Origin of the sequence: Azohydromonas caseinilytica (assembly GCF_012927045.1) — a bacterium.
Classification (GTDB): domain Bacteria; phylum Pseudomonadota; class Gammaproteobacteria; order Burkholderiales; family Burkholderiaceae_C; genus Azohydromonas; species Azohydromonas caseinilytica.
Genome location: NZ_JABBFW010000008.1, coordinates 180,755 through 203,168 on the forward strand (window position 1 = coordinate 180,755; position 22,414 = coordinate 203,168).

The following is a 22,414-nucleotide window of genomic DNA, read 5'->3' on the forward strand; positions in this document are numbered from 1 at the left end:
ATCCTTCCCTTCAGCACAGCAGCCCCGGCGCGCTGATACGCGCCGGGGCTGGGTATTCCTGGAGCGGGTGCAGCGCCTACTGGGTCGTCACCCCCGCCAGATCCAGCAGGCCCTGCAGCGGGATGTGAACCCACGCCGGCCGGTTATCCAGCTCATAGCGTAATTCGTAGAGCGCCTTCTCCAGCTCGTACAGCGCCAGCAGCGCCCGGCCGGGTCCGGCGGTTTCCACCAGCTCCGCCGAGCGTGCCACCTCGTCGTAGCCCTTGAGGAAGTTCTCTCGCGAGAGCTCCTGCCAGCGCCGCGCCATCGGCGCCATCGCCTGGTGCTCGGCATCGGTGGTGGCGGCCGTGCGCAACGCCGACAGCGCCGCGTAGTCGAAGGAGCGCAGCATGCCGGCCACGTCGCGCAGCGGCGAGCGCTTGGCGCGGCGCTCGGCCAGGCTGCGGCCGGGCTCGCCCTCGAAGTCGATGATGACGAAGTCGTTCTTCGTCACCAGGACCTGGCCGAGGTGGTAGTCGCCATGATGCCGGCTCTTGAGCGCCAGCGGCGGCACCGCCGGCGATGCCAGATGGCGCTGCAGGCCTTCCTGGTGCCGCAGCAGCGAGCGCGCCAGCGGCTGGGCCGCGGCGGGCAGCTGCGGCAGCCGCTCCTGCAGCTGGGCCATGGTCCGGCCCAGGTCCTCGCGCACGCGCTCCAGGTCCGTGCGCAGGTCGTCCTCGCTCAGCGGCTCGGGGTCGAAGGCGATGTTGCCCGTGCGCAGCGCGAAGGCCTGGTGCAGCTCGGCCGTGCGCCGGCCCAGCGTCTGCACCCGCTGCTCGAACGCGGCGTGCTCGTCCGGCGACTCCGGCTCGGCCTGCCGCATCTCCATGTGGCGGCGCAGGTACTCGGTGCCCAGCGCCCAGCCGTCGCCCTGGTTGGCGACGAAGCCCTGCAGCACCGCCAGCGTCACCGGCGTGCCGTCCTCGCTGACGTACTCCAGCGAGCCGGCCAGCGGCGCGCAGTGCGGGAAGTGCGCCACCTCGGTGAGGAAGCGCGTGACCTCCAGCTCCGGGTTGTGCCCGGGGCGCAGGCGGCGGATGCCCTTGAGCAGCAGGTGCTCGCCGATCTGCACGATGGTGTTGCTGCTCTGCGCCTGCGGCCGCCCGATGGGCAGCGTGGGCAGCTCGCCGGTGTCGGCAAAGGCCTTGAGCAGCGAGCTGCCCAGGAAGGTCATGCGGCCCTTGTGGGTGGGCAGCGTCGTGTCCTCGGCCATGGTGGCCAGCACCGAGCGCACGAAGCGCTCGTCGCCGAAGGCGTCGCCCAGCACGCCCACCTGCGCCTGCTGGCGGATGCGCGCCACGGCGTTGACGGCCAGCAGCCGGGTGCGCTCCTCGTCGCGCTCCTCATAGGACAGCGACAGCGGCACGAAGTAGTGCGCCGGCTCCGACAGCCCCTGCAGCTCCAGCAGCGGGATCATCCAGGACTCGTCCTCGCGCTGCCACAGCCAGTGGTCCAGCAGCACGGCGCGCGCGATGTGCTCGCCCTTGCTGGCGTACCAGCGCTGGCCCTCGATGAAGCGCGGCAGCAGCTCGGTTTCGAACTGGTTGCGCGTGCGCGTGGCCAGCGCCGCGCGCCACGGCGACACCTGCTCGGGAAACAGGCTCTGCCAGCCGGCCGACAGCACCAGCACCGGCAGCTCCTCGGCGGGCAGCAGCTCGGTGTGCCACGCCGGGGCCTCCACGTCCGCACTCAGCCGGAACCAGTAGAAGCCGTGCGCGGCCAGGGTCAGCAAGTAGGGCAGCTCGCCCACGGGCGGGAAGGTGGTGCGGCCCATCATCTCCACCGGCACGCGGCCCCTGAAGGCCGAGAGGTCCAGCTCCACCGGCTGCGCCGTGCGCGCGAGGTTGGCCACGCACAGGATCACGTCGTCGTCGTACTCGCGCAGGTAGGCCAGCACCTTGCGGTTGCCGGGCTTGAGGAAGCGCAGCGAGCCGCGGCCGAAGGCGTGGGTGGACTGGCGCACCGCCAGCAGCCGGCGCATCCAGTGCAGCAGCGAGGACGGGTCGCGCTGCTGCGACTCGACGTTGACGGCCTGGTAGCCGTAGATCGCGTCCATGATCGGCGGCAGGTACAGCCGCTGCGGGTCGGCGCGGCTGAAGCCGGCGTTGCGGTCCGGGCTCCACTGCATGGGCGTGCGCACGCCGTTGCGGTCGCCGATGTAGACGTTGTCGCCCATGCCCAGCTCGTCGCCGTAGTACACGATGGGGCTGCCCGGCATGGAGAACAGCAGGCTGTTCATCAGCTGGAGGCGGTCGATGTCGTTGTCCAGCAGCGTCGCCAGGCGGCGGCGGATGCCCAGGTTGATGCGCGCCTGCTTGTCCGCGGCGTAGGTGCTGTACATGTAGTCGCGCTCGCGGCTGGTCACCATCTCCAGCGTGAGCTCGTCATGGTTGCGCAGGAAAATGACCCACTGGCAGTTGGTCGGGATCTCCGGCGTCTGGCCCATGATCTCCACCACCGGGAAGCGGTCCTCCTGCGCGATGGCCATGTACATGCGCGGCATCAGCGGGAAGTGGTAGCAGGCATGGCACTCGTCGCCGTCGCCGAAGTATTCGCGCACGTCCTCGGGCCACTGGTTGGCCTCGGCCAGCAGGAAGCGCCCGCCGTACTCGGCGTCCAGCGCCGCGCGCAGCCGCTTGATGATGTCGTGCGTCTCGGGCAGGTTCTCGTTGTTGGTGCCCTCGCGCTCGACCAGGTACGGAATGGCGTCGAGCCGGAAGCCGTCCACGCCCATGTCCAGCCAGAAGCGCATGACGTCGAGCACCGCCTCCATCACCTGCGGGTTGTCGAAGTTCAGGTCCGGCTGGTGGCTGAAGAAGCGGTGCCAGAAGTACGCATTGGCCACCGGGTCCCAGGTCCAGTTCGAGACCTCGGTGTCGGTGAAGATGATGCGCGTGCCCTGGTACTTCTGGTTGGTGTCGCTCCAGACGTAGAAGTCGCGCTCGGCCGAGCCCGGCGGCGCGCGGCGCGCGCGCTGGAACCAGGGGTGCTGGTCCGAGGTGTGGTTGATCACCAGCTCCGTGATCACGCGCAGGCCCCGCTCGTGCGCCGCGTCGAGCATGCGCTTGAAATCGTCGATGGTGCCGTAGGACGGGTGGATGGCCTTGTACTCGGCGATGTCGTAACCATCGTCGCGCAGCGGCGAGGGGTAGAACGGCATCAGCCAGATGGTGTTGACGCCCAGGTCCTTGACGTAGTCCAGCCGCGCCGTGACGCCGTTGAAGTCGCCCACGCCATCGTCGTTGGAGTCGAAGAAGGCCTTGACGTTGAGCTGATAGATGACCGCGTCCTTGTACCAGAGGGCCTCGTCTCCGACGGGGGCCTCCTGCGCAAGGAGCTCGGGAGTGGTGGAGAGACGGCGTGCGTCCATGTGGGGTTCAACCCTCGAAGGTGAAGAAGTCGCGCTCGCTGCGGCGCTGCGGGCGCACGATGAAGATGTGCGCCGGGGTGTGGTTGGGATCGAGCTGCACGAAGTTGCGCCCGTTGCGCCAGGTGAAGCGCTGCTGGCTCAGCAGGTCGTGCACGGTGTAGTCGGTGTCGGGCTCGATGCCCAGCGCCTGCAGGTTCACGTCCACGATGCCCGCCTGCACGTTGTGCGGGTCCAGGTTGACCACGGTGAGCACGGTGTTGCGCCCGTCGGGCGTGCGCTTGGCGTAGGCCAGCAGGTGCTCGTTGTCGATGGGCAGGAACAGCAGAGAGCGGTTGTCGTGCAGCGCCGCGTTCTCGCGCCGGATGCGGTTGACCAGCCCGATGAACCACTGCAGCGAGTCCTCGCGTTCCAGGTCCCAGTGGCGCAGCTGGTACTTCTCGGAGTCCAGGTACTCCTCGCTGCCGGGCTTGACCGGGCGGTTCTCCAGCAGCTCGTAGGCCGGGCCGTAGATGCCGTAGCTGGAGCACAGCGTCGCGGCCAGCACCAGGCGCTGCATGAACACCGAGCGCGGCGCATGGTGCAGCTGCTCGTTGAGGATGTCGGGCGTGTTGGGCCAGACGTTGGGCCGGAAGTAGTGGTAGCCCGGCCCGTGCGCGAGCTCGGTGAAGTACTCGATGAGCTCGCTCTTGGTGTTGCGCCAGGTGAAGTAGGTGTAGGACTGGCTGTAGCCCAGCTTGGCCAGCCGGTGCATGACCTTCGGGCGCGTGAAGGCCTCGGCCAGGAAGATCACTTCCGGGTGCTCGCGCGTGATCTCGGCGATGCACCACTCCCAGAACGCGAAGCTCTTGGTGTGCGGGTTGTCCACGCGGAAGATGGTCACGCCGCGGGCTATCCAGAAGTCGAAGATGCTCTTGAGCTCCTGCCACAGCGCGCGCCAGTCCTCGGTCTCGAAGTTGAAGGGATAGATGTCCTGGTACTTCTTGGGCGGGTTCTCGGCGTACTGCACCGTGCCGTCCGGACGCCAGCGGAACCACTGCGGGTGCTCCTTGACGTAGGGATGGTCCGGCGCGCACTGCAGCGCGATGTCCAGCGCGATCTCGATGCCCAGCTGTTTCGCGGCCTGCACCAGCTCGGCAAAGTCCTGTTCGGTGCCGAGCTGAGGGTGGATGCTCTTGTGGCCGCCCTCCGCCGCGCCGATGGCCCAGGGGCTGCCCACGTCCTCCGGCCCGGCCTCCAGCGTGTTGTTGGGGCCCTTGCGCTTCTCGCGACCGATGGGGTGGATGGGCGGGAAATACAGCACGTCGAAACCCATCGAGGCCACGTAGGGCAGGCGCTTGCGCACGTCCCTGAAGCTGCCGTGGCGACCGGGCTCGTCCGAGGCCGAGCGCGGAAAGAGCTCGTACCAGGTCGAGAAACGCGCCCTGAGCCGGTCGGCGAACAGCGGCCGCTCGGGAAACTCCGCCACGAACCGCTTGTCCGGGTACTCGTCGGCCAGGGCGTTGAGCCGCTCGTCCAGCGCCAGCTCCCTGAGCGCTTCGGGGTCGGCGCTGTCGGCCTCCTGGCGCAGTTGCCCGGCCCAGCTGCGCAGCGCCTGCGCGTCGCCGGTGGTGGAGGCCTCGCCGCCTTCGGCGCGCGCGGCGGCGCCCTCGATCAGCTCGGCGCCGACCTTGGCGGCGATGCGGATGTCGGCCTCGTCCACGCGGCGGTTGAAATCGTGGCGCCAGGAGCGCAGCCCATCGACCCAGGCCGTGACGCTGAAGACATAGCGTCCCGGCGTCGGGAAGCACACCTGCGCGTGCCACTCGTCGTTGTGGCCCTGCGTCATCTCGACCTGGTGCACCGCGGTCGTGTCGCCGTCGGCGCACCAGTGCAGCCGCACGCGCAGCCGGTCATGGCCGTCGGTGAAGGCATGCGCCGTGATCGTGGTGGGCTCGCCGGCGATGCACTTGCCGGCGAAGCGCCCGCCGTCCACCTGCGGCACCACGGCGTCGATGATCACGCGCACGCGCCCGTCCAGCGGCGGCGGCACCGAGGCCACGCCGGCCTCGGCCGGAGGCAGCAGGGCCTCGCCCGGTGCCGTTGCCTCCGCCGACCCGTCCATCACCCGTTTGCCCTGGGCCTGTCGAAGGGCCGGCGCTGGCCCGGGGGCTTCGAGGGGCCTGTCCTGAGCCTGGTCGGAGGGCTCAGCCCGAACGGAGGCTGGTGCGCTTGGAGACGTTGCCGTCGTTGCCGGTGTCTTGCGTGCCCGCGTCTTCTTGGCCGGCGCGGGCGCGCTCAGCTCGCCCGCGGACAGCGGTGCCGCGGCCAGGCTGGCCGCGGTCTTGCGCGGCGCCGCGCGCTTGCGCGCCGGCTTGGTGTCGGCTTCAGGATTGTGGAGGGGCGTCGATGGTGTTTTGGCCATAACTCTCGTGCTGCAGGACGATGACCGCCAGCGGCGGCAGCACGACGCGGATCGAATGCAGCAGCCCATGCGCGGGCAGGGGCCGGGACTCGATGCGTCCCAGGTTGCCCCAGCCCGAGCCGCCGTAGACCTCCGCGTCGGTGTTGAGCAATTCGCGCCAGGTGCCGCGCGCGGGCACGCCCAGCAGCACGTTCTCGCGCGGCACGGGCGTGAAGTTGCAGGCCACCAGCAGCGGCTTGGCGCCGCGGGTGGCCGGGCGGCGCAGGAAGGCCAGCAGCGTGCGCTCGGCGTCCTGCGCCTCCAGCCACTGGAAGCCTTCCCAGCCGAAATCGAGCTCGTGCAGCGCGGGCTCGGTGCGCAGCAGCCGGTTGAGGTCGGCCACCAGGCGCTGCACGCCGGCATGCAGCGGTTGCTGGGTCAGGCCCCAGTCCAGCTCGCCCTCGTGCGTCCACTCGCGCCACTGGCCGAACTCGCCGCCCATGAACAGCAGCTTCTTGCCCGGGTGCGTCCACATCCAGGCCAGCAGCGTGCGCAGGTTGGCGAAGCGCTGCCAGTCGTCGCCGGGCATCTTGCGGATCAGCGAGCCCTTGCCATACACGACCTCGTCATGCGAGAGCGGCAGCACGAAGTTCTCGCTGAAGGCGTAGACCAGCGAAAAACTGAGCTTGCCCAGGTGGTAGCGCCGGTGCACCGGGTCTTCCTGCATGAAGGCCAGGGTGTCGTGCATCCAGCCCATGTTCCACTTCATGCCGAAGCCCAGGCCGCCCATGGCGGTCGGGCGCGACACCATGGGCCAGGCGGTGGATTCCTCGGCAATGGTCTGCGTGTCGGGGAACTCGCGGTACACCGCCTCGTTGAGCCGGCGCAGGAAGGCGATGGCCTCCAGGTTCTCGTGGCCGCCGTATTGATTGGGAATCCACTCGCCGTCGCGGCGCGCGTAGTCCAGGTACAGCATCGAGGCCACGGCGTCCACGCGCAGCGCGTCGATGTGGTAGCGGTCCAGCCAGAACAGGGCCGAGCTGATCAGGAAGCTCGAAACCTCGCCGCGGCCGTAGTTGAAGATGCTGGAGTTCCACTCCGGGTGGAAGCCCTGGCGCGGGTCGGCATGCTCGTACAGGTGCGTGCCGTCGAAGAACTGCAGGCCGTGCGCATCGGTGGGGAAGTGCGAGGGCACCCAGTCCAGGATCACGCCGATGCCCAGCTCGTGCAGGTGGTCCACGAAGTACATGAAGTCCTGCGGCGAGCCATAGCGCGCCGTGGGCGCGAAGTAGCCCGTGGTCTGGTAGCCCCACGATCCATAGAAGGGGTGTTCCGTGACGGGCATCAGCTCCACATGCGTGAAGCCGAGCTGCTGCACGTACTCGCCCAGCGCGCGGGCCAGCTCGCGCCAGCCCATGGGCACGCCGTCGGGGCGGCGCCAGGAGCCGGCGTGCACCTCGTAGACGGCAATCGGCGCATTGAGCGCGTTGCGCCGGCCGCGCTCCCGCATCCAGGCCTGGTCGCGCCACTGGTACTCCAGCCGGGCAATGCGCGAGGAGGTGTCCGGCGGCAGCTCCGTCTGCAGCGCCATCGGATCAGCCTTGTCCACCACGTGGCCGTCGCGGCCGAGGATGCGGTACTTGTAGCGCTGGCCCAGGTGCGCGATGCCGATGGACACCTGCCACACGCCGCTGTCGTCGTGCTGCGTCATCGGGTCGGCCTCCGGGTTCCAGCCGTTCCAGTCGCCGATGACGCTCACGCGCTGCGCGTTGGGCGCCCACACCGCGAAGTGCACCACGCCCTGCGCGTCCATGTGCGCGCCCAGGTGCTGGTACAGCCGGGCGTGCGTGCCCTCGCGGAAGAGGTAGCGGTCCTGCTCACCCCACATGGCGCCACGCTCCCGGCCCTTTTTTGCGGCCAATCGTTCCGGTCGAAAGGCGCGGCGGCAGCGTGCAGCGGCCGGCACCGCGGGAAGAAGGGTCTTTGGGGTGGAAAGGCGGCATGGCGGTCAGAAGGTGCGCGGGTTTTGGCGCCGCCTTGCCGCAATGCGCGTGCCTGCGCCGAAGCGAAGGCGTTACTAAATGCTCATGTCGGGCGCGGGAAAGGAATGGCCCGCCGATGACGCGTGGCGCTCGGGAAGCGGCTCGCGGATCTCCCGGAAATCAGGCTTTATCAGCCTGCCCCTCCCGCGCCTGCGCCAGCAGCCACTCCCGCAGCGCCGCCACCGCTGGTCGGGCCGCGCTGCGCTCGGCCGTGACCAGCCGGTAGGCGAAGGGCGAGGGAATGGACAGCGCGAAGGGCGCCACCAGCTTGCCGGCGGCCAGTTGCGGCGCCACCAGCTCGCGCGCCACCAGCGTGACGCCCTGGCCCGCCAGCGCCGCCTCGATCGCCAGCACGGCGTTGGAGAAGCGCCGCTGGCGGGCGCCGGCCGGGCCGCGCACGCCGGCGGCCTGCAGCCATTGCGGCCAGCCAAAGCCCAAGGGCCCGCCGACGCCGGCCAGGGTCTCGTCGTGGATCAGCGTGGCCCGGCACAGGTCCGACGGTTCGCGCAGCGAGGCCGCCAACGCCGGGGCGCACACCGGCAGGAAATGCGGCGTGAATAGGGTGTCCACGCGCCAGCCGGGATAGTCGCCGCTGCCGTAGAGGATGGCTCCATGCGCCGCCGCGTCATCCGCATGCGCGCGCAGCGCCTCCAGCGCGGCGGCCTCGCCGCGCCGGTCCACCGCGTCCGGGCTGCTGGACAGCCGCAGCGCGATGCCCGGGTGGCGTTCACAAAAATCGTCCAGGCGCGGCACCAGCCAATGGCTGGCGAAGGAGGGCGGCGCGGCCAGCTCCAGCGTGGCGGCCACCGGCGCGCGCACCCGCTCCACCGCGGCGGCCAGGCAACCGAAAGCCTCGCTCACGCCCGGCAGCAGCGCCGCGCCGGCATCGCTCAGGCGCAGCGCCCGCGTCAGGCGCTGGAACAGCGCCACGCCCAGCGCCTCCTCCAGCGCCTTGATCTGCTGGCTCACCGCCGCCGGCGTCACGTGCAGCTCCTGCGCCGCCTTGGTGAAGCTCAGGTGTCGGGCCGCAACCTCGAAGGTGCGCAGCAGGTGCAGGGGCGGAAGGCGGATGGGTGAAGCCATGCGTAAGTGTTACTTAATCGTTGCCTCACAAAAGCTCGTTTGTGGCCGTGCAGGGCGTTACCTACAGTCACACCAAGCGCATCCCGCGCTTCCTCAGCCACTCCCAGCCGTCACGAGCACGCATCAACCATGAGCGAGTCCAGCCGCGTCCTGAACCCGATCCTCCGCCAGCGCCTGATGTCCGCCGCCGAGGCGGCGGCCCTGATCCGGCCCGGCGACAACGTGGGCATGAGCGGCTTCACCGGCTCCGGCCATCCCAAGGCCGTGCCCTCGGCGCTGGCGCGCCAGATCGAGCATGCGCACCGCTGCGGCGAGCGCTTCAAGGTGGGGGTGTGGACCGGCGCCTCGACCGCGCCCGAGCTTGACGCCGCGCTGGCGCAGGTGGACGGCATTGAGCTGCGCCTGCCCTACCAGTCCGATCCGGTGTGCCGCGAGCGCATCAACGCCGGGCGCATGGAGTACCTGGACATCCACCTCTCGCACGTGGCGCAGTTCGTGTGGTCGGGCTTCCTGGGCCACCTCGACGTCGCGGTGGTGGAGGTGGCGGGCATCCTGGAGGACGGGCGCCTCATCCCGGCCGCCTCCATCGGCAACAACAAGACCTGGCTGGACCAGGCCGACCGCATCATCCTGGAGGTCAACGGCGCGCTGCATCCGGGCCTGGAGGGCATGCACGACATCTACTACGGCACCAACCTGCCGCCGCAGCGCCAGCCCATCCCGCTGACGCGCCCCGACGACCGCATCGGCGAGCCCTACTTCCGCTGCGACCTGGACAAGGTCGTGGCCGTGGTCGAGACCCACGGCCCGGACCGCGACACCCGCTTCACCCCGCCGGACGAGGCCTCGCGCCGCATCGCCGGGCACATCATCGATTTCCTGCAGCACGAGGTGAAGAAGGGCCGGCTGCCGCGCGAGCTGCTGCCGCTGCAGTCGGGCGTGGGCAACATCGCCAACGCCGTGATGGCCGGGCTGCAGGACGCGCCCTTCGAGAACCTCACCGCCTACACCGAGGTGCTGCAGGACGGCATGCTGGCGCTGCTGCGCTCGGGCAAGCTGCGCTCGGCCTCGGCCACCGCGCTGTCGCTGAGTTCCGATGCGCTCAAGGAGTTCCAGCGGGACCTGGACTTCTACCGCAGCCGCATCGTGCTGCGCCCGCAGGAGATCTCGAACCATCCCGAGCTGGTGCGCCGCCTGGGCGTGATCGCCATGAACGGGATGATCGAGGCCGACATCTACGGCAACGTCAATTCCACGCACGTGCTGGGCACGCGGATCATGAACGGCATCGGCGGCTCGGGCGACTTCGCGCGCAACGCCTGGCTGTCCATCTTCATGACACCCTCCACGGCCAAGAACGGCGCCATCTCCTGCATCGTGCCCATGGCCTCGCACGTGGACCACACCGAGCACGACGTGCAGGTGCTCGTCACCGAGCAGGGCCTGGCCGACCTGCGCGGGCTCTCGCCCAAGCAGCGCTCGCACGCCGTCATCGAGAACTGCGCGCATCCCGACTTCAAGCCGCTGCTGCGCGACTACGTGCGCCGCGCGCTGGAGGGCGGCTCCGGCCGCCACACGCCGCACCTGCTGCGCGAGGCCTTCGACTGGCACCTGCAGGTCCAGGCCGGCGGGCGCATGGGCGATCCGAAGACGCGGACGGCCTGAGCGGCGCCGGGCTGCCCGGTAGATTCGCTGCTCCTCCACGGTGCCGGCATGGGGCCTGCCGGCATGCGGGACACCCGTGTCCCTTCGGCCTCGCCCCTGAACAACAAGAAATGAGCCCCGCATGATCGTCCGCCCGCGTCCGAGCTGGGTCGGATTGCTGTTTGCCCGCCGCGGCTCGCTGATGCCGCGCATCGCCGGGCAGCTGTTCCTGGTCTTCGCGCTGTCCTGCGCCGTCGTGGTGGCGCACGGCACGCTCTTCAAGTGGAAGGTCACGCTCACGGCCGCGCCCTTCTCGCTCATGGGCGTGGCGCTGGCCATCTTCCTGGGCTTTCGCATCAACGCCAGCTACGACCGCTACTGGGAGGCGCGCAAGCTCTGGGGCGGGGTGCTGATCGAGACGCGCAACCTCGCGCGCCAGGCGCTCACGCTGCTCGGCCCGGCTTCGCCGGCGCCGGCCGGCACGTCCGCGCCGGCCATCGGCGCGGACGTGCGCGAGTTCGTGCTGGCGCTGGCGGGCTTTGCCGCCTCGATGCGCAACCAGCTGCGCGCGCAGCCGGCCGATGCCGGCCTGTCCGGGCTGCTGGCGCCCGAGCTGCTGCAGCGCCTGCCCGGGCTGCGCCATGCGCCGCAGGGCGTGGGGCTGTGGCTGGGGCAGCGCATGCAGGCTTGGCGCACGCAGGGCCGGCTGCCGCCGGAGCTGGCGCGGGTGATGGAGGAATCGCTGGACCGGCTCATGGGCCTGCTGGGCGGCTGCGAGCGCATCGCCAACACGCCGCTGCCCTTCACCTACTCGGTGATCCTGCACCGCAGTGCCTACTGCTACTGCATGCTGCTGCCCTTCGGGCTGGTCGATTCCATCGGCTGGATGACGCCGCTGGTGGTGGGCTTCGTCTCCTACACCTTCTTCGCGCTGGAGTCGCTCAGCGACGAGATCGAGGAGCCCTTCGGCATGCAGCCCAACGACCTGGCGCTGGACGCCATGGTGGTGGGCATCGAGTCCAGCCTGCGCGAGCTGCTGGGCGAGACGCCGCCGCCGCTGCTGCAGCCCGACGACCAGTTCCTGCTGCGCTGAGGCCGGACGCCGCCGCGGCGTCCGGCCTCGGGCACCGGCCTTGCCGATCCTTTCATCGACAACGCATTGAAAGGACGGACTGCCATGGCCACTGCCAACCCCAACGATTCCAGCGGCGACGCCGGCGTGCCCGAACGCCACCCGGCCGGCTCTGACGAGGTGGGCCAGCTCAATCCGGTGACGCCCGACGCCGTCTCGCCCGAGGTGCGCACCGACGGCGACGGCCCGGTGCTGGGCGGCGGCAGCCGCGACACCGGGGCCGGCACGGTCGGCGGGCGCGACTCCAGCGGCCCCGGCGGGCGCGAGCCGCTGCGCCGCCCCGGCGTTGACGAAGTGCGCGGCGCCGTGGGCAGCGACCAGGGCGACTGAGCGTTCCCGTCCCCGTTCCCTTTTCCATTCCTTTCCCGCCGCCGGCCGCCCGCTTCCCTGCGGGTGGCTGCGCCCCGGCGCCGCGCCGCCTGTTGGCTCGATGCCGACACACGCACGCTGCGCTTGCCCAAGCCCCCGGGCTTGAGGATGATGGTGTCAACGTGTGACAAGCATCACGCGCAGGGCCCGGCAGCAGCCGGGAAGTTCGATGCCGGGGGAGGACACGCCGGCATCGTCGCGGCCGGCAGGCTGGGCCGGCCATGACACCAGATCCAGGTTTGATGGGGGAGGGGATCATGAATTTCCGCATTCCGGCCGCGTGGGCTTCGCTGTCGCTGTATTTGGCCGCCACGGGTCTGCTCGCTTTGGGCGATGCCCGGGCGGCGGACCAGGTCGTGGGCGAATATGAAAGCCTGCTTGAAACCGCCGGAGCCAAGCGCAGGGAGGCAGAAAAGCTCGCCGTGAACGGGCCCTGCAAGACGGCTGACCAATGCGCGGTGCTGAATTTCGAGGGCCTGGGCCAGTGCACCGGCATTTCGCACAAGGAATATTCCCTGGTATCGGCCACGGCCGGCGCGGCCCGAACCGCCGCCGCCGACTACAACCGCCTGGCGCAACAGGCCCGTGCCATGCTGCCCGCCAGCACGGCAACGTCCTCGTGCAATCCTTCAGGCCAGCTCTGGGCGGTGCAATGCGTGGCCAGCAAATGCGTGCGTTCGGAGCAGGGCTTCTGGCCCACCGAAACCGCCAAGAAAGGCCGGTGAATCGGCTCATATATCGGCCTGCCAGGGTATTCAAATATCAAAAAAATAAGGGAGGGAGTTCCATGAAATTGCGTCTGTTCCTGGGCATGCTGACGCTGTCACTGCTCGCCGCCTGCGGCGGTGGCGGTTCGGACAGCCCGGTGGTGGCGGGAGCCAGCACCGGCGGCACGCCGGCTTCCAGCGCCTCCAGCCCGGCCGTCAGTGCTTCCGCGCCGTCCGCCACGGCGTCCAGCCCGGTGGCCGGCGCCCCCGTGCCGAGCCTGTACGACAGGCTGGTGGACGCGGCCGAAGCCAAGCGCAAGGAAGTCGAGGCCCTGGCGGTGGACGGTCCTTGCGAAACCGACAACCAGTGCGGGACCTTGATTCTCGAGCCCACCTATATCGGCCCGATGTCCAAGGCGCAGGAAATCGACTATTCACTGGTTTCGTCCACCGCCCTGGCGGCCAGTGTGGCGGCTGATCAATACAACGATCTGGCCCGTCAGGCCGTTGCGGTTCAGCCCCCCGATAACTCGATGTGCGCATGTACGACATGGGGCCTGCCGACAGCGCTTCGCTGCATTTCCAGGAAATGCGTGCGTCTCTACGGATGGGATGCCATGAATTTGCCCAGTCCGACGCTGGAGTAAGAACAGGGCGCCATGAGGCTTTCGACCATTCTGATCCGCTTATCCCGAAGTATCGAAGGATAAGCAGGTCCGCTGGCATGGCCGGCGCTGAAGCTCGATGAATGGGCCGGCCGGGATATTTGCAGGCCGGCCCGCCACGCAAACCGGTTATTCCGGATCGTCTTCCTCGCTCAGCCACTTCTCGGCCAGGGCGTGGCGCAGGATGTCGGTGCGGCTGCGCAGCTGCAGCTTGTCCAGCGCGCCGGCCTTGTAGAACTCCACGGTCTTGACGCTGATGCCCAGTTGCGTCGCGACCTCCTTGTTGCTCTTGCCCCAGGCGATGAGGCGCAGCACCTGCTCCTCGCGCTCGCTCAGCGCCGGGCGCTTGCGTCCGCCGCTGTCCTGTCCAGGCTGGCGGATCATGCGCGCCACCAGCGCGCCGGCCAGGCTCGGGTCCACGTAGGTGCCGCCGCCGGCCACGGTGCGGATCGCGCCGATCAGCGCGTCTCCCGCGGCGCGCTTGACCACGTAGCCCGCGGCGCCGGCGCGCAGCATGCGGCGCAGGTAGCCCTGGTCGGCATGGCGCGTGAGCGCCAGCACGTGCACCTCCGGACAGTTGGCGTGGATCTGCTCCGCGGCCTCCGCGCCGCCCACGTCCGGCATGGACACGTCCAGCACCGCCACGTCGGGTTTGAGTTTCTGCGCCATCGCCACGGCCTCGCGGCCGCTGCGCGCCTGGCCCACCACTTCCATGTCGGGCTGCGTGGACACCAGCATCGCCAGGCCCTCGCGCAGCACCGCATGGTCGTCCGCCAGCAGCACGCGCCAGCGGTGATTCGTGCCTTCGACCACATGCATGTCAATCCTCCTCGGTACTCAACGGGATGCTCAGGTACACCGTGGTGCCCCGGCCCGGTTCGGTTTCCACTTCCAGCCGGCCGCCGGCCAGCCGGGCGCGTTCAGCCATGCCGCGCAGGCCCAGCCGCTGCCCCGGCGGCGCGGCCACCGGATGCCACAGCTCGGCCTCCATGCCGCGGCCGTCATCCTCCACGATGGCGCGCAGCTCGCCGTCGCGGTGTTCCACGATCAGCCCCACGCGCGTCGCGGCGGCGTGCTTGCGCACGTTGTTCAGCGCCTCCTGCACCACGCGGTACACGGTGATCTCCTGCGCGGCGCCGAAGCGCTGGCCGCGCAGACCGCGGGTGTGGATGTCCACCGGCACGCCGCTGTCCTCGGCCCAGGCGCCGGCCAGCTCGCGCAGCGCCTCGTTCAGGCCGAGGTCGTCGAGCACGGCCGGGCGCAGCTCGTAGGACAGGCGGTCCACGTCCCCGTCCAGCCGCCGCGTCACCTCGCGCAGTTGCGCCAGGCGCTCGCGCAGCGCCGCCGGCAGCGCCGGATCTTCCTGCACCGCCTTCAGGCCCAGCGTCAGCGCCGTGAGGTGCTGGCCCAGCGAGTCGTGCAGCTCGCGCGCGAGGCGGCGGCGCTCCTCTTCCTCGGTGTTGACGAGCTGGCCCAGCAGCTCGCGCACCTGGGCCTCGGTGGCGCGGCGCTCCACCACCTCGTTGGCCAGCTGCGTGTTGGCCAGCGCCAGCTCGGCCGTGCGCTCCTGCACGCGCGCTTCCAGCGCGTCATGCGCCTGGCGCAGCGCCGCCTCGTCCTGCTTGCGCGCGCTGACGTCGGCCAGCGTGCCCACCATGCGCAGCGGCTGGCCGGCGGCGTCGCACACGGTGCGGGCATGGTTGGCCACCCAGCGCTGCGTGCCGTCGGGCCGCAGCAGCCGGTACTCGGCATGGAAGGTCCCGCCACGGCGCGCCGCCTCGTCGAGCGCCCAGATCATTTCCACGTCTTCCGGGTGCACCAGCCGGCGCCAGCAGTCGGCGTCGCGCTCCAGCTCCCGGCGCGTGAGGCCGGTGATCTCCAGCACCTCGTCGGAGGCCCACAGCGCGCCGGTGGCGAAACTCCACTCCCACAGGCCCAGGTGCGCCGCCGACAGCGCCAGCTCCAGCCGCTCGCGGTTCTGCGCCAGCGCCTGTTCCACGCGGCGGCGCTCGCTGATGTCCATGGCCACGGCCAGCGTGCGCGCGGGCTGGCCGCCCTCGTCGCGCATCAGGTTCACCGACATCAGCACCCAGACCGTGGCGCCGTCGGGGCGCAGGAAGCGCTTTTCCAGGCGCAGGTTGTGCCGCTCGCCGCTCGCCATGCGCTGGAAGCCGTCCCAGTTGCGCTCGCGGTCCTCGGGGTGCGTGAAGTCCAGGAAGCTGCGGCCGACCAGCTCCTCCTCGGTGCGGCCCAGCATGGCGGCCAGCTCGCGGTTCACGCGCAGCAGCCGCCCGGTGGCCGGGTCGGCCTGCGCCAAGCCCATGCCATCCAGCTCGAACAGCGCCTGCAGCGTGGCGCGCTCGACCTCGAGCTCGGGAAAGAGTGCGCTGCTCATGCCGCTCCTTCAGGCCGCCAGCTCCGCCGTCGCGGCGCAAGGAATGCGCAGCCAGCCGATGCCGGGCCCGGCCACGTAGGGCGCATCACACCGGTAGGCATGCACGCAGTCCCTGCCCAGTGCCTGCGCCTGCTGCCACAGCCACCGGCCCTCGGCCCGCAGCGTGCGTTGCAGCTGGAGCGCGCGGCGGCCTTGCAGCGGCAGCCGGTGCAGCAGCTGGCGGCGCTCCAGCCAGGGCAGGGCGCGCACGTCCCGCCCCTCCCACACCAGCAGGTCGCGCAGGCACAGCACCACCGCGCTGGTGCCCGGTCGCCGGCCGGGATGCAAGGCGCGTTCATGCAGGCGCTGCGGATCGGGACGGCTGGCGGCGTCGAGCACGCAGATCTCACCCTCCGCCACCAGGCGGCCCGGCACGCGCAGCCCGCCCAGGGCCCGCACCACTTCCGGAAACCAGCGCGTGCTGTCCACGCCGCGGCGGCTGCGCAGCCGGGCGCCGCACGCGCCTGCACCGGCCTCGGCTCCAAGCTCGGCCAGCATGCGGTGGCCGGACAGGGGCATTGCGAAGGCCCAGGCGGCACTGTTGAACGGCGCCGTGCCGATGCCGGGTTCCATCAGTTGCAGGGTGTCCAGCGGCGGCCCGGGCGGGCAGGAGGCAAGGGGCATGGGCAACAAGCTCGTGTGTCTTGGGTTGCGGGCATCCCTTGTGCCCGCCCGTTCAGCCCTGCTGCGGCGGCAGCACGTCGCGCAGCGTGGCCAGCAGCTTGTCCAGCGTCACCGGCTTGCGCAGGTGCGCGGCGAAGCCCGCAGCGATGGCGCGGCGCGCGTCGCCGGGCCGGCCCACGCCGGTGAGCGCGATCACCGGCAGCGCCTTCAGCGCCGGGTTCTGGCGCAGGGCCTGCAGCAATTGCAGCCCGTCCGTGCCGCGCAGCACCAGGTCCGTGACCAAGAGGTCCGGCACCCGCTGCTGCACCAGCTCCAGCGCCTCAGCCGCGGTGCAGGCGGCCTGCACGCTGGCGCCTTCGAGCTCCAGCAGCTGGCGCAGCAGCTCCAGCGCCTGCGCATCGTCGTCCACCAGCAGCACGTGCCGTCCGCGCAGCGAGCCGCTGGCCGCGCCGGCGTGGCCTTGGTCCAGCGGCGCCTGCCCGGCCAGCGGCAGCCGCACGCTGAAGCAGGACCCGTGGTCCAGCCCGGCCGACTCGGCCCGCACCTGGCCGCCATGCCCTTGCACCAGGCTGCGCACCAGCGCCAGCCCGATGCCCAGGCCGCCGCGGCGCCGCGTGCCCGGCTCGGCCTGCTTGAACATGTCGAACACCTGCGGCAGCGCCTCGGGCGCGATGCCGCGCCCGGTGTCGCGCACCTGCAGCTCGGCCTGGCCCTGCTCGACGCGCAGCGCCACGCCCACATGGCCGCCCTCGGGCGTGAACTTCAGCGCGTTGGTGAGCAGGTTCCACACCACCTGCTCCATGCGCACCGGGTCGGCGTCGAGCATCACCGGCCCCTCGGGCAGCTCCAGGGCCAGCGTGATGCGCTTGCCCGTGGCCTCCTCCAGCATGGCCTCGGCGATGGTGCGCACCGTGACGCTCCAGTCCATGCCCGTGCGGTGCAGCGCCAGCTTGCCGGTGTGCAGCCGCGAGAGATCGAGCAGGTCCTCGATGATCTGGGCCTGGCTGCGCACCGTGCGCTGGATGGTCTCGGCCGCGCGCACCACCACCGGCAGCGCGCGCGCCTCGGGCATGCGCAGCAGCAGCTCGGCGCTGAGCTGGATCAGGTTCAGCGGGTTCTTGAGCTCGTGCGAGAGCACGGCCATGAACTCGTCCTTGATCTCGTTGGCCGCCTGCGCCTGCGCGCGCCCCGCGGCCGTGCGCTGCAGCAGTGCCTCGCGTTCGGCCTCGGCGCGCTTGCTGCCGGTGAGGTCGCGCGCGATCTTGCCGTAGCCGCGCAGCTCGCCCTTCTCGTACAGCGGCGTGGTGGTGCCGCTGCAGTAGAAACGGCTGCCGTCCTTGCGCAGGTGCCAGCGGTCGTCCTCGCTGCGGCCGGAGTCGCGGGCCTGCGCGCGCTCCTGCTGCGGCATGCCGGCGGCCAGGTCCTCGGGCGTGAACAGCATGTTCATCGACTGCCCCACCGCCTCCTCCGCGCTCCAGCCGAAGACGCGCTCGGCGCCGGGGTTCCAGGTCGTGATGCGGCCCTCGGTGTCGCAAGTGAGGATGGCGTAGTCCTTGGTGCTCTCGGCCAGCAGCCGCATCGTCTCCTCCGCCTCGCGCCGGCCGGTGATGTCGATGAAGGTCAGCACCGCGCCCTCGATGCGGTCCTCCGTGGTGCGGTAAGGCAGCACCCGCGCCAGGTACCAGCGCCCGTCCTGCGTGCGCACCTCGCGCTCGATCAGGCGCAGCGACTGGAAGGCCTCCACCGCGTCGTCGGCGAGGGTCGGGTAGTCCAGCTTGTGGGTGATGTCCAGCAGCGAGCGGCCGACGTCGGTGGGAATGAGGTTGAAGAGCTTGGTGGCGTGGGGCGTGAAGCGCTTGATGCTCATGGCCCGGTCCACGAACACGGTGGCGATGTCGGTGGAGGCGATGAGGTTTTGCAGGTCGTCGTTGATCTTGCCCGTCTCCTCCACCTTGGTCTTGAGCTCGTGGTTGACGGTGATGAGCTCCTCGTTGATCGACTGCAGCTCCTCCTTGGAGGTCTCCAGCTCCTCGGTGGTGGAGCGCAGCTCCTCGTTGATGGCCTGCAGTTCCTCGTTGCTGGCCTTGAGCTCCTCGTTGGAGGTTTCGGACTGCTCGATGGTGGCTTGCAGCTGCTCCTTGACGCGGCGCAGCTCGTCCTCCAGCTGCGCCACCAGCGGGTCGCGTCCCTGCGCGTCGGGCACCTGCGCCTCGCCGGCCATGGAGTCCTCGACCTCGTCGAACAGCACCAGCGACAGCCCGGCGCCGGCGCCGGTCTCCTGCACCGGGCGCACCGTCATCGTCACGTAGCGCGGGCGGCCTTCGCTGCCGAGGTGCACGCGGCGCGCCTCGACGCTCTTGCCCGTGCTGGCGGCCTGGAACAGGGCCGTGCGCAGCTCCAGCCGCAGCTCGGGCTGCACCAGGTCCAGCAGCCGGTGCGAGGGCGCGCCGCCGCCGTAGCGCAGGAAGCGCCCGGCCTGCTCGGAGAGGTGCACCACGAGGCCCTCGGCGTCGAGGAGCACCGACGGCGGCGCGTACTGCTCGGCCAGCCGGTGGTGCAGCTCGGCGAAGCTGAAGCTGCGCTTTTCCGGCCGCGCCACGCCCGCCGGCGCCACGCTGCTGGCCGAGCCCACGGTGGCCAGGGTGGGCACGTAGCGCGGCGTGCGCGTCACGGGGTTGGCGCGGAAGACGCGGTTCTTCTTGTCCACCACCGAAAAGAGCTGCGAGGCGGTGTCGGCCGACTCCGAGCTGCCCAGGAACAGGTAGCCCCCGGGCTTGAGCGCGAAATGGAACATCTCCAGGATCTCGCCGTGCACGTCGCGGTCCAGGTAGATGAGCAGGTTGCGGCAGCTGATGAGGTCCAGCCGCGAGAACGGCGGGTCGCGCAGGATGTTGTGCGCGGCAAACATCACCTTCTCGCGCACCTCCTTGCGGATGCGGTACTGGTGCCCCTCCTTGTCGAAGAAGCGCCGCAGCCGCGAGGGCGAGACGTCGGTCTCGATCGCGCTCGGATAGCAGCCCAGCCGCGCCGTGCCGATGGCGGCCTCGTCGATGTCGGTGGCGAACACGTGGATCTTGGGCGGCTGCGCCAGCTGCGCGGCCTGCTCGGTGAGCAGCATGGCGATGGAGTAGGCCTCCTCGCCCGTGGCGCAGCCCGCCACCCAGGCGCGCAGCCCCGCGGGCGAGTGCACCGCCTGTTCCATCAGCTCCGGCACCACCTGGCGCTGCAGCAGCTCGAAGGCCTCGGCGTCGCGGAAGAAGTTGGTCACGCCGATGAGCAGGTCCTTGAGCAGGGCGTTCGCCTCGTCGGCATTGGCCTGCAGGAAGGCGCGGTAGGCCGGCAGGTTGGGCACGCCGTTGACCTGCATGCGCCGCTCCAGCCGGCGCAGCACCGTGGCGCGCTTGTAGTTGCGGAAGTCGTGGCCGGTGCGCGCGCGCAGCAGCACCAGCACGTCGCGCAGCGCCTCCTCGGCGTCCTTGATGGCCTCGGCGCTGGGCGGGGCGTCCACGCGCAGGCCCAGCTCCACCGCGCCGGGCAACTCCATGGCCCGGGCATTGGCCCAGAGGTCCAGGAGTTTCCTGGGCATGTCGGCCACCGGCAGCACCCAGTCCACCGCGCCGGTGGTGATGGCCGCGCGCGGCATGGCGTCGAACTCGGCCTCCTGCGGCTGCTGCGCCAGCGTCACGCCGCCTTCCTCCTTGATGCGGCGGATGCCCACCGCGCCGTCGGAGCCCGCGCCGGAGAGCACCACCGCGAAGGCCCGTTCGCGGTGCACCACCGCCAGGGTGCGGAAGAACAGGTCGATCGTGACCTGCCGCCCCTGCGGGCGCTCCAGCGGGTTGACGCTGAGGTAGCTGTCGTTCATCGCCAGCATCCGGTTCGGGGCGATGACGTAGACATGGTTGCGCTCGATGGGCGTGGGGTCCTCGGGCGCCAGCACCGCCAGCTTCGTGACCGCCTGCAGCAAGGCCACGAGGTTGCTGGCGTGCCGGGGCGAGAGGTGCAGCACCACCACGAAGGCCATGCCGCAGTCCGCGGGCATGGCCTTGAAGAAGGCCTGCAGCGCCGGGATGCCCCCGGCCGAGGCACCGATGCCCACCACGGGGAAGTCCAGGCGGCTGGGCTTCAGGGCGGCCTCGTTCACCAGGGAAGCAGGTTGGTCGTTGGTCGTCATGTCGCTTGTCTTGGCACCGGTGCCCCATTGTCGGTGCCTGGGATGCACCCGGGGCCGGGCATGTCGGGCGCATGGATTGCCCCCTGGAATACTTCCACAGAGGGCTGTGCGCATGACCAGACGCGACATCGTGGTGATCGGCGCGAGCGCCGGCGGCGTGCGCGCCCTGCGCGTGCTGGCGGCGGCGCTGCCGGCCGACTTCGCGGCGGCGGTGTGCGTGGTGCTGCATGTCGGCCCCTACGAGAGCACGCTGCCCGCCCTGCTGGAGGCGGTCGGGCCGCTGCCCGCGGCCCATGCCCAATCCGGCCAGCGGCTCAAGCCCGGGCGCATCCTGATTGCCCCGCCCGACCACCACCTGCTGCTGGAGGATGGCGCGGTGCGGCTCACGCGCGGCCCCAAGGAGCATCACACCCGTCCGGCGGTGGACCCGCTGTTCCGCTCCGCGGCGCTGAGTCAGGGCCCGCGCGTCATCGGCGTGCTGCTCACCGGCGGGCTCGACGACGGCAGCGCCGGGCTGCAGGCCATCAAGCAGTGCGGCGGCCTGGTGGTGGTGCAGGACCCGGCTGACGCCGAGGACCCGGGCATGCCCAGCGCGGCGCTGCAGGCGGTGGAGGTGGATCATTGCGTGCCGCTGGAGCGTGTTGGAGCGCTGCTGGTGGAGCTGGTGCAGGAGGCCGCCCCGGCCGCGGCCGCAGCGCTGCCGGTGAGCCTGGTGCACGAGCACCTGGCCGGGGTAGGAGGTGAGAACGCCATGGACGAGTTGCGTCAGGTCGGCGTGCCTTCGACGCTGGTGTGCCCGGACTGCAAGGGCACGCTGTGGGAGATCAGCGGAGCGCGCCCGCCGCGCTACCGCTGCCATACCGGCCATGCCTTCTCGCTGCGCTCGCTGGCGGCGGTGCAGCAGGAGGCTACCGAGAACGCGCTGTGGTCGGCCGTGCGCGCGCTGCAGGAGAAGGAGCTGCTGCTGCGCAAGGTCGCCGCGCTGGAGCGCTCCGCGGGCGACGAGGCCCGCGCGGCACAGGTCGAGGCCGAAGCGGGGCAACTGCGCGAGCAGGCCGAGATGCTGCGCGGCCTGGTGGAGCAGGGCTGACACGAATCTTTCCAAGCGCGTCCGGGATGAGCGGCGCGGACTTGATGTGCCACAAAGTTCACGAGGGCGCCTTGTCAACAATGTCCTTCATCCCGTCGACAAGGAAACGCTCATGCAAGCCCTGCTCAACCATCAACGTCCCGAGCGTTTGGCGGTGCCAGCCATCGACTCGCTGCAGTCGCTGGATGCCACGCACCGCCAGGTGCTGACGCATCTGGAGCAGCTGCGCGAGCTGGTTGGCCTGATCGAGGCGCAGGGCGCGAGTGCCCGGACGCGGACGCAGGCCGAGGAGATCCGCGACTTCTTCGGCGGCCGGGCCCGCGAGCACCATCAGGACGAGGAGGACCTGGTGTTCCCGGTGCTGCTGGAGCAGGGCGACGCGGAGCTGACGCAGCATGTGCAGCGGCTGCAGCAGGACCATGGCTGGCTGGAGCAGTGCTGGCTGGAGCTGAGCCCGCAACTGGCCACGCTGGCCGCGGGCTACAGCGGTTGTGACCTCGACCAGCTGCGCCAGGGCGTGGAGCTGTTCGCCGAGCTGTACCAGGACCACATCGCGCTGGAGGAGGGCGTGGTGTTCCCCGCCGCGCGCCGGGTCTTCGCCGCGCGCCGGCCGAGCCGCGCGCCGCTGCCGGCCTGAGCGCCGGTGCGGGCTGCCCCCTGA

Annotated in this window: 15 protein-coding genes; 7 read left to right on the forward strand and 8 right to left on the reverse strand. The window is 70.6% G+C overall.

From position 1 onward, the window contains the following. Positions 1-76 precede the first annotated feature (76 nt). The 4 genes from treS to HHL10_RS13895 form a co-directional block, all read right to left on the reverse strand. The gene (treS, locus tag HHL10_RS13880; RefSeq protein WP_169160962.1) at positions 77-3,409 is read right to left on the reverse strand and encodes a maltose alpha-D-glucosyltransferase; all 3,333 of its coding nucleotides are present in this window, start codon (positions 3,407-3,409) and stop codon (positions 77-79) included. Positions 3,410-3,416: 7 nt separating this feature from the next. Then, positions 3,417-5,510, reverse strand: coding sequence for an alpha-1,4-glucan--maltose-1-phosphate maltosyltransferase (locus tag HHL10_RS13885; RefSeq protein ID WP_169160963.1), 2,094 nt, complete (start codon positions 5,508-5,510; stop codon positions 3,417-3,419). Between the two features lie 262 nt (positions 5,511-5,772). Then, a complete protein-coding gene (gene glgB / locus HHL10_RS13890) occupies positions 5,773-7,677 on the reverse strand; it encodes a 1,4-alpha-glucan branching protein GlgB (RefSeq protein ID WP_169160964.1) in 1,905 nt (634 codons plus the stop codon). 274 nt (positions 7,678-7,951) lie between these two features. Next, the gene (locus HHL10_RS13895; RefSeq protein WP_169160965.1) at positions 7,952-8,914 is read right to left on the reverse strand and encodes a LysR substrate-binding domain-containing protein; all 963 of its coding nucleotides are present in this window, start codon (positions 8,912-8,914) and stop codon (positions 7,952-7,954) included. A 129-nt stretch (positions 8,915-9,043) separates the two neighbouring features. Between HHL10_RS13895 and scpC the strand changes: the two genes are divergently transcribed. The 5 genes from scpC (at position 9,044) to HHL10_RS13920 (ending at position 13,413) form a co-directional block, all read left to right on the forward strand. Continuing rightward, positions 9,044-10,579 (forward strand): succinyl-CoA:acetate CoA-transferase ScpC, encoded by a 1,536-nt coding sequence (scpC, locus tag HHL10_RS13900; protein WP_169160966.1) that lies wholly within the window; start codon positions 9,044-9,046, stop codon positions 10,577-10,579. A 121-nt stretch (positions 10,580-10,700) separates the two neighbouring features. Further along, on the forward strand, positions 10,701-11,651 hold the full coding sequence (locus HHL10_RS13905) for a bestrophin family protein (protein WP_169160967.1): 951 nt from the start codon (positions 10,701-10,703) through the stop codon (positions 11,649-11,651). An 84-nt stretch (positions 11,652-11,735) separates the two neighbouring features. Next, positions 11,736-12,020, forward strand: coding sequence for a hypothetical protein (locus HHL10_RS13910; protein WP_169160968.1), 285 nt, complete (start codon positions 11,736-11,738; stop codon positions 12,018-12,020). A gap of 296 nt (positions 12,021-12,316) precedes the next feature. Next, the gene (locus tag HHL10_RS13915) at positions 12,317-12,784 is read left to right on the forward strand and encodes a hypothetical protein (RefSeq protein ID WP_169160969.1); all 468 of its coding nucleotides are present in this window, start codon (positions 12,317-12,319) and stop codon (positions 12,782-12,784) included. A gap of 62 nt (positions 12,785-12,846) precedes the next feature. Further along, a complete protein-coding gene (locus HHL10_RS13920) occupies positions 12,847-13,413 on the forward strand; it encodes a hypothetical protein (RefSeq protein ID WP_169160970.1) in 567 nt (188 codons plus the stop codon). A gap of 147 nt (positions 13,414-13,560) precedes the next feature. On the opposite strand, the gene HHL10_RS13925 is transcribed toward HHL10_RS13920, so the two are convergent. The 4 genes from HHL10_RS13925 to HHL10_RS13940 are packed head-to-tail and all read right to left on the reverse strand — an operon-like array spanning position 13,561 to position 20,663. Then, positions 13,561-14,250 carry a response regulator gene (locus tag HHL10_RS13925; protein WP_169160971.1) on the reverse strand — a complete coding sequence of 230 codons (690 nt, stop codon included), beginning with the start codon at positions 14,248-14,250 and terminating at the stop codon, positions 13,561-13,563. Between the two features lies 1 nt (position 14,251). Further along, positions 14,252-15,826, reverse strand: coding sequence for a sensor histidine kinase (locus HHL10_RS13930; RefSeq protein ID WP_169160972.1), 1,575 nt, complete (start codon positions 15,824-15,826; stop codon positions 14,252-14,254). A 9-nt stretch (positions 15,827-15,835) separates the two neighbouring features. After that, positions 15,836-16,489, reverse strand: a complete 654-nt coding sequence (locus HHL10_RS13935) for a DNA ligase-like domain-containing protein (RefSeq protein ID WP_169160973.1) — start codon at positions 16,487-16,489, stop codon at positions 15,836-15,838. 52 nt (positions 16,490-16,541) lie between these two features. Beyond that, positions 16,542-20,663, reverse strand: coding sequence for a CheR family methyltransferase (locus HHL10_RS13940; protein WP_169160974.1), 4,122 nt, complete (start codon positions 20,661-20,663; stop codon positions 16,542-16,544). A 112-nt stretch (positions 20,664-20,775) separates the two neighbouring features. On the opposite strand from HHL10_RS13940, the gene HHL10_RS13945 reads away from it, so the two are divergent. Together HHL10_RS13945 and HHL10_RS13950 are read left to right on the forward strand one after the other, a co-directional pair. Beyond that, positions 20,776-21,753 carry a chemotaxis protein CheB gene (locus tag HHL10_RS13945; RefSeq protein WP_169160975.1) on the forward strand — a complete coding sequence of 326 codons (978 nt, stop codon included), beginning with the start codon at positions 20,776-20,778 and terminating at the stop codon, positions 21,751-21,753. A gap of 112 nt (positions 21,754-21,865) precedes the next feature. Beyond that, positions 21,866-22,390, forward strand: a complete 525-nt coding sequence (locus HHL10_RS13950; protein WP_169160976.1) for a hemerythrin domain-containing protein — start codon at positions 21,866-21,868, stop codon at positions 22,388-22,390. The last annotated feature ends 24 nt before the right edge of the window (positions 22,391-22,414 follow it).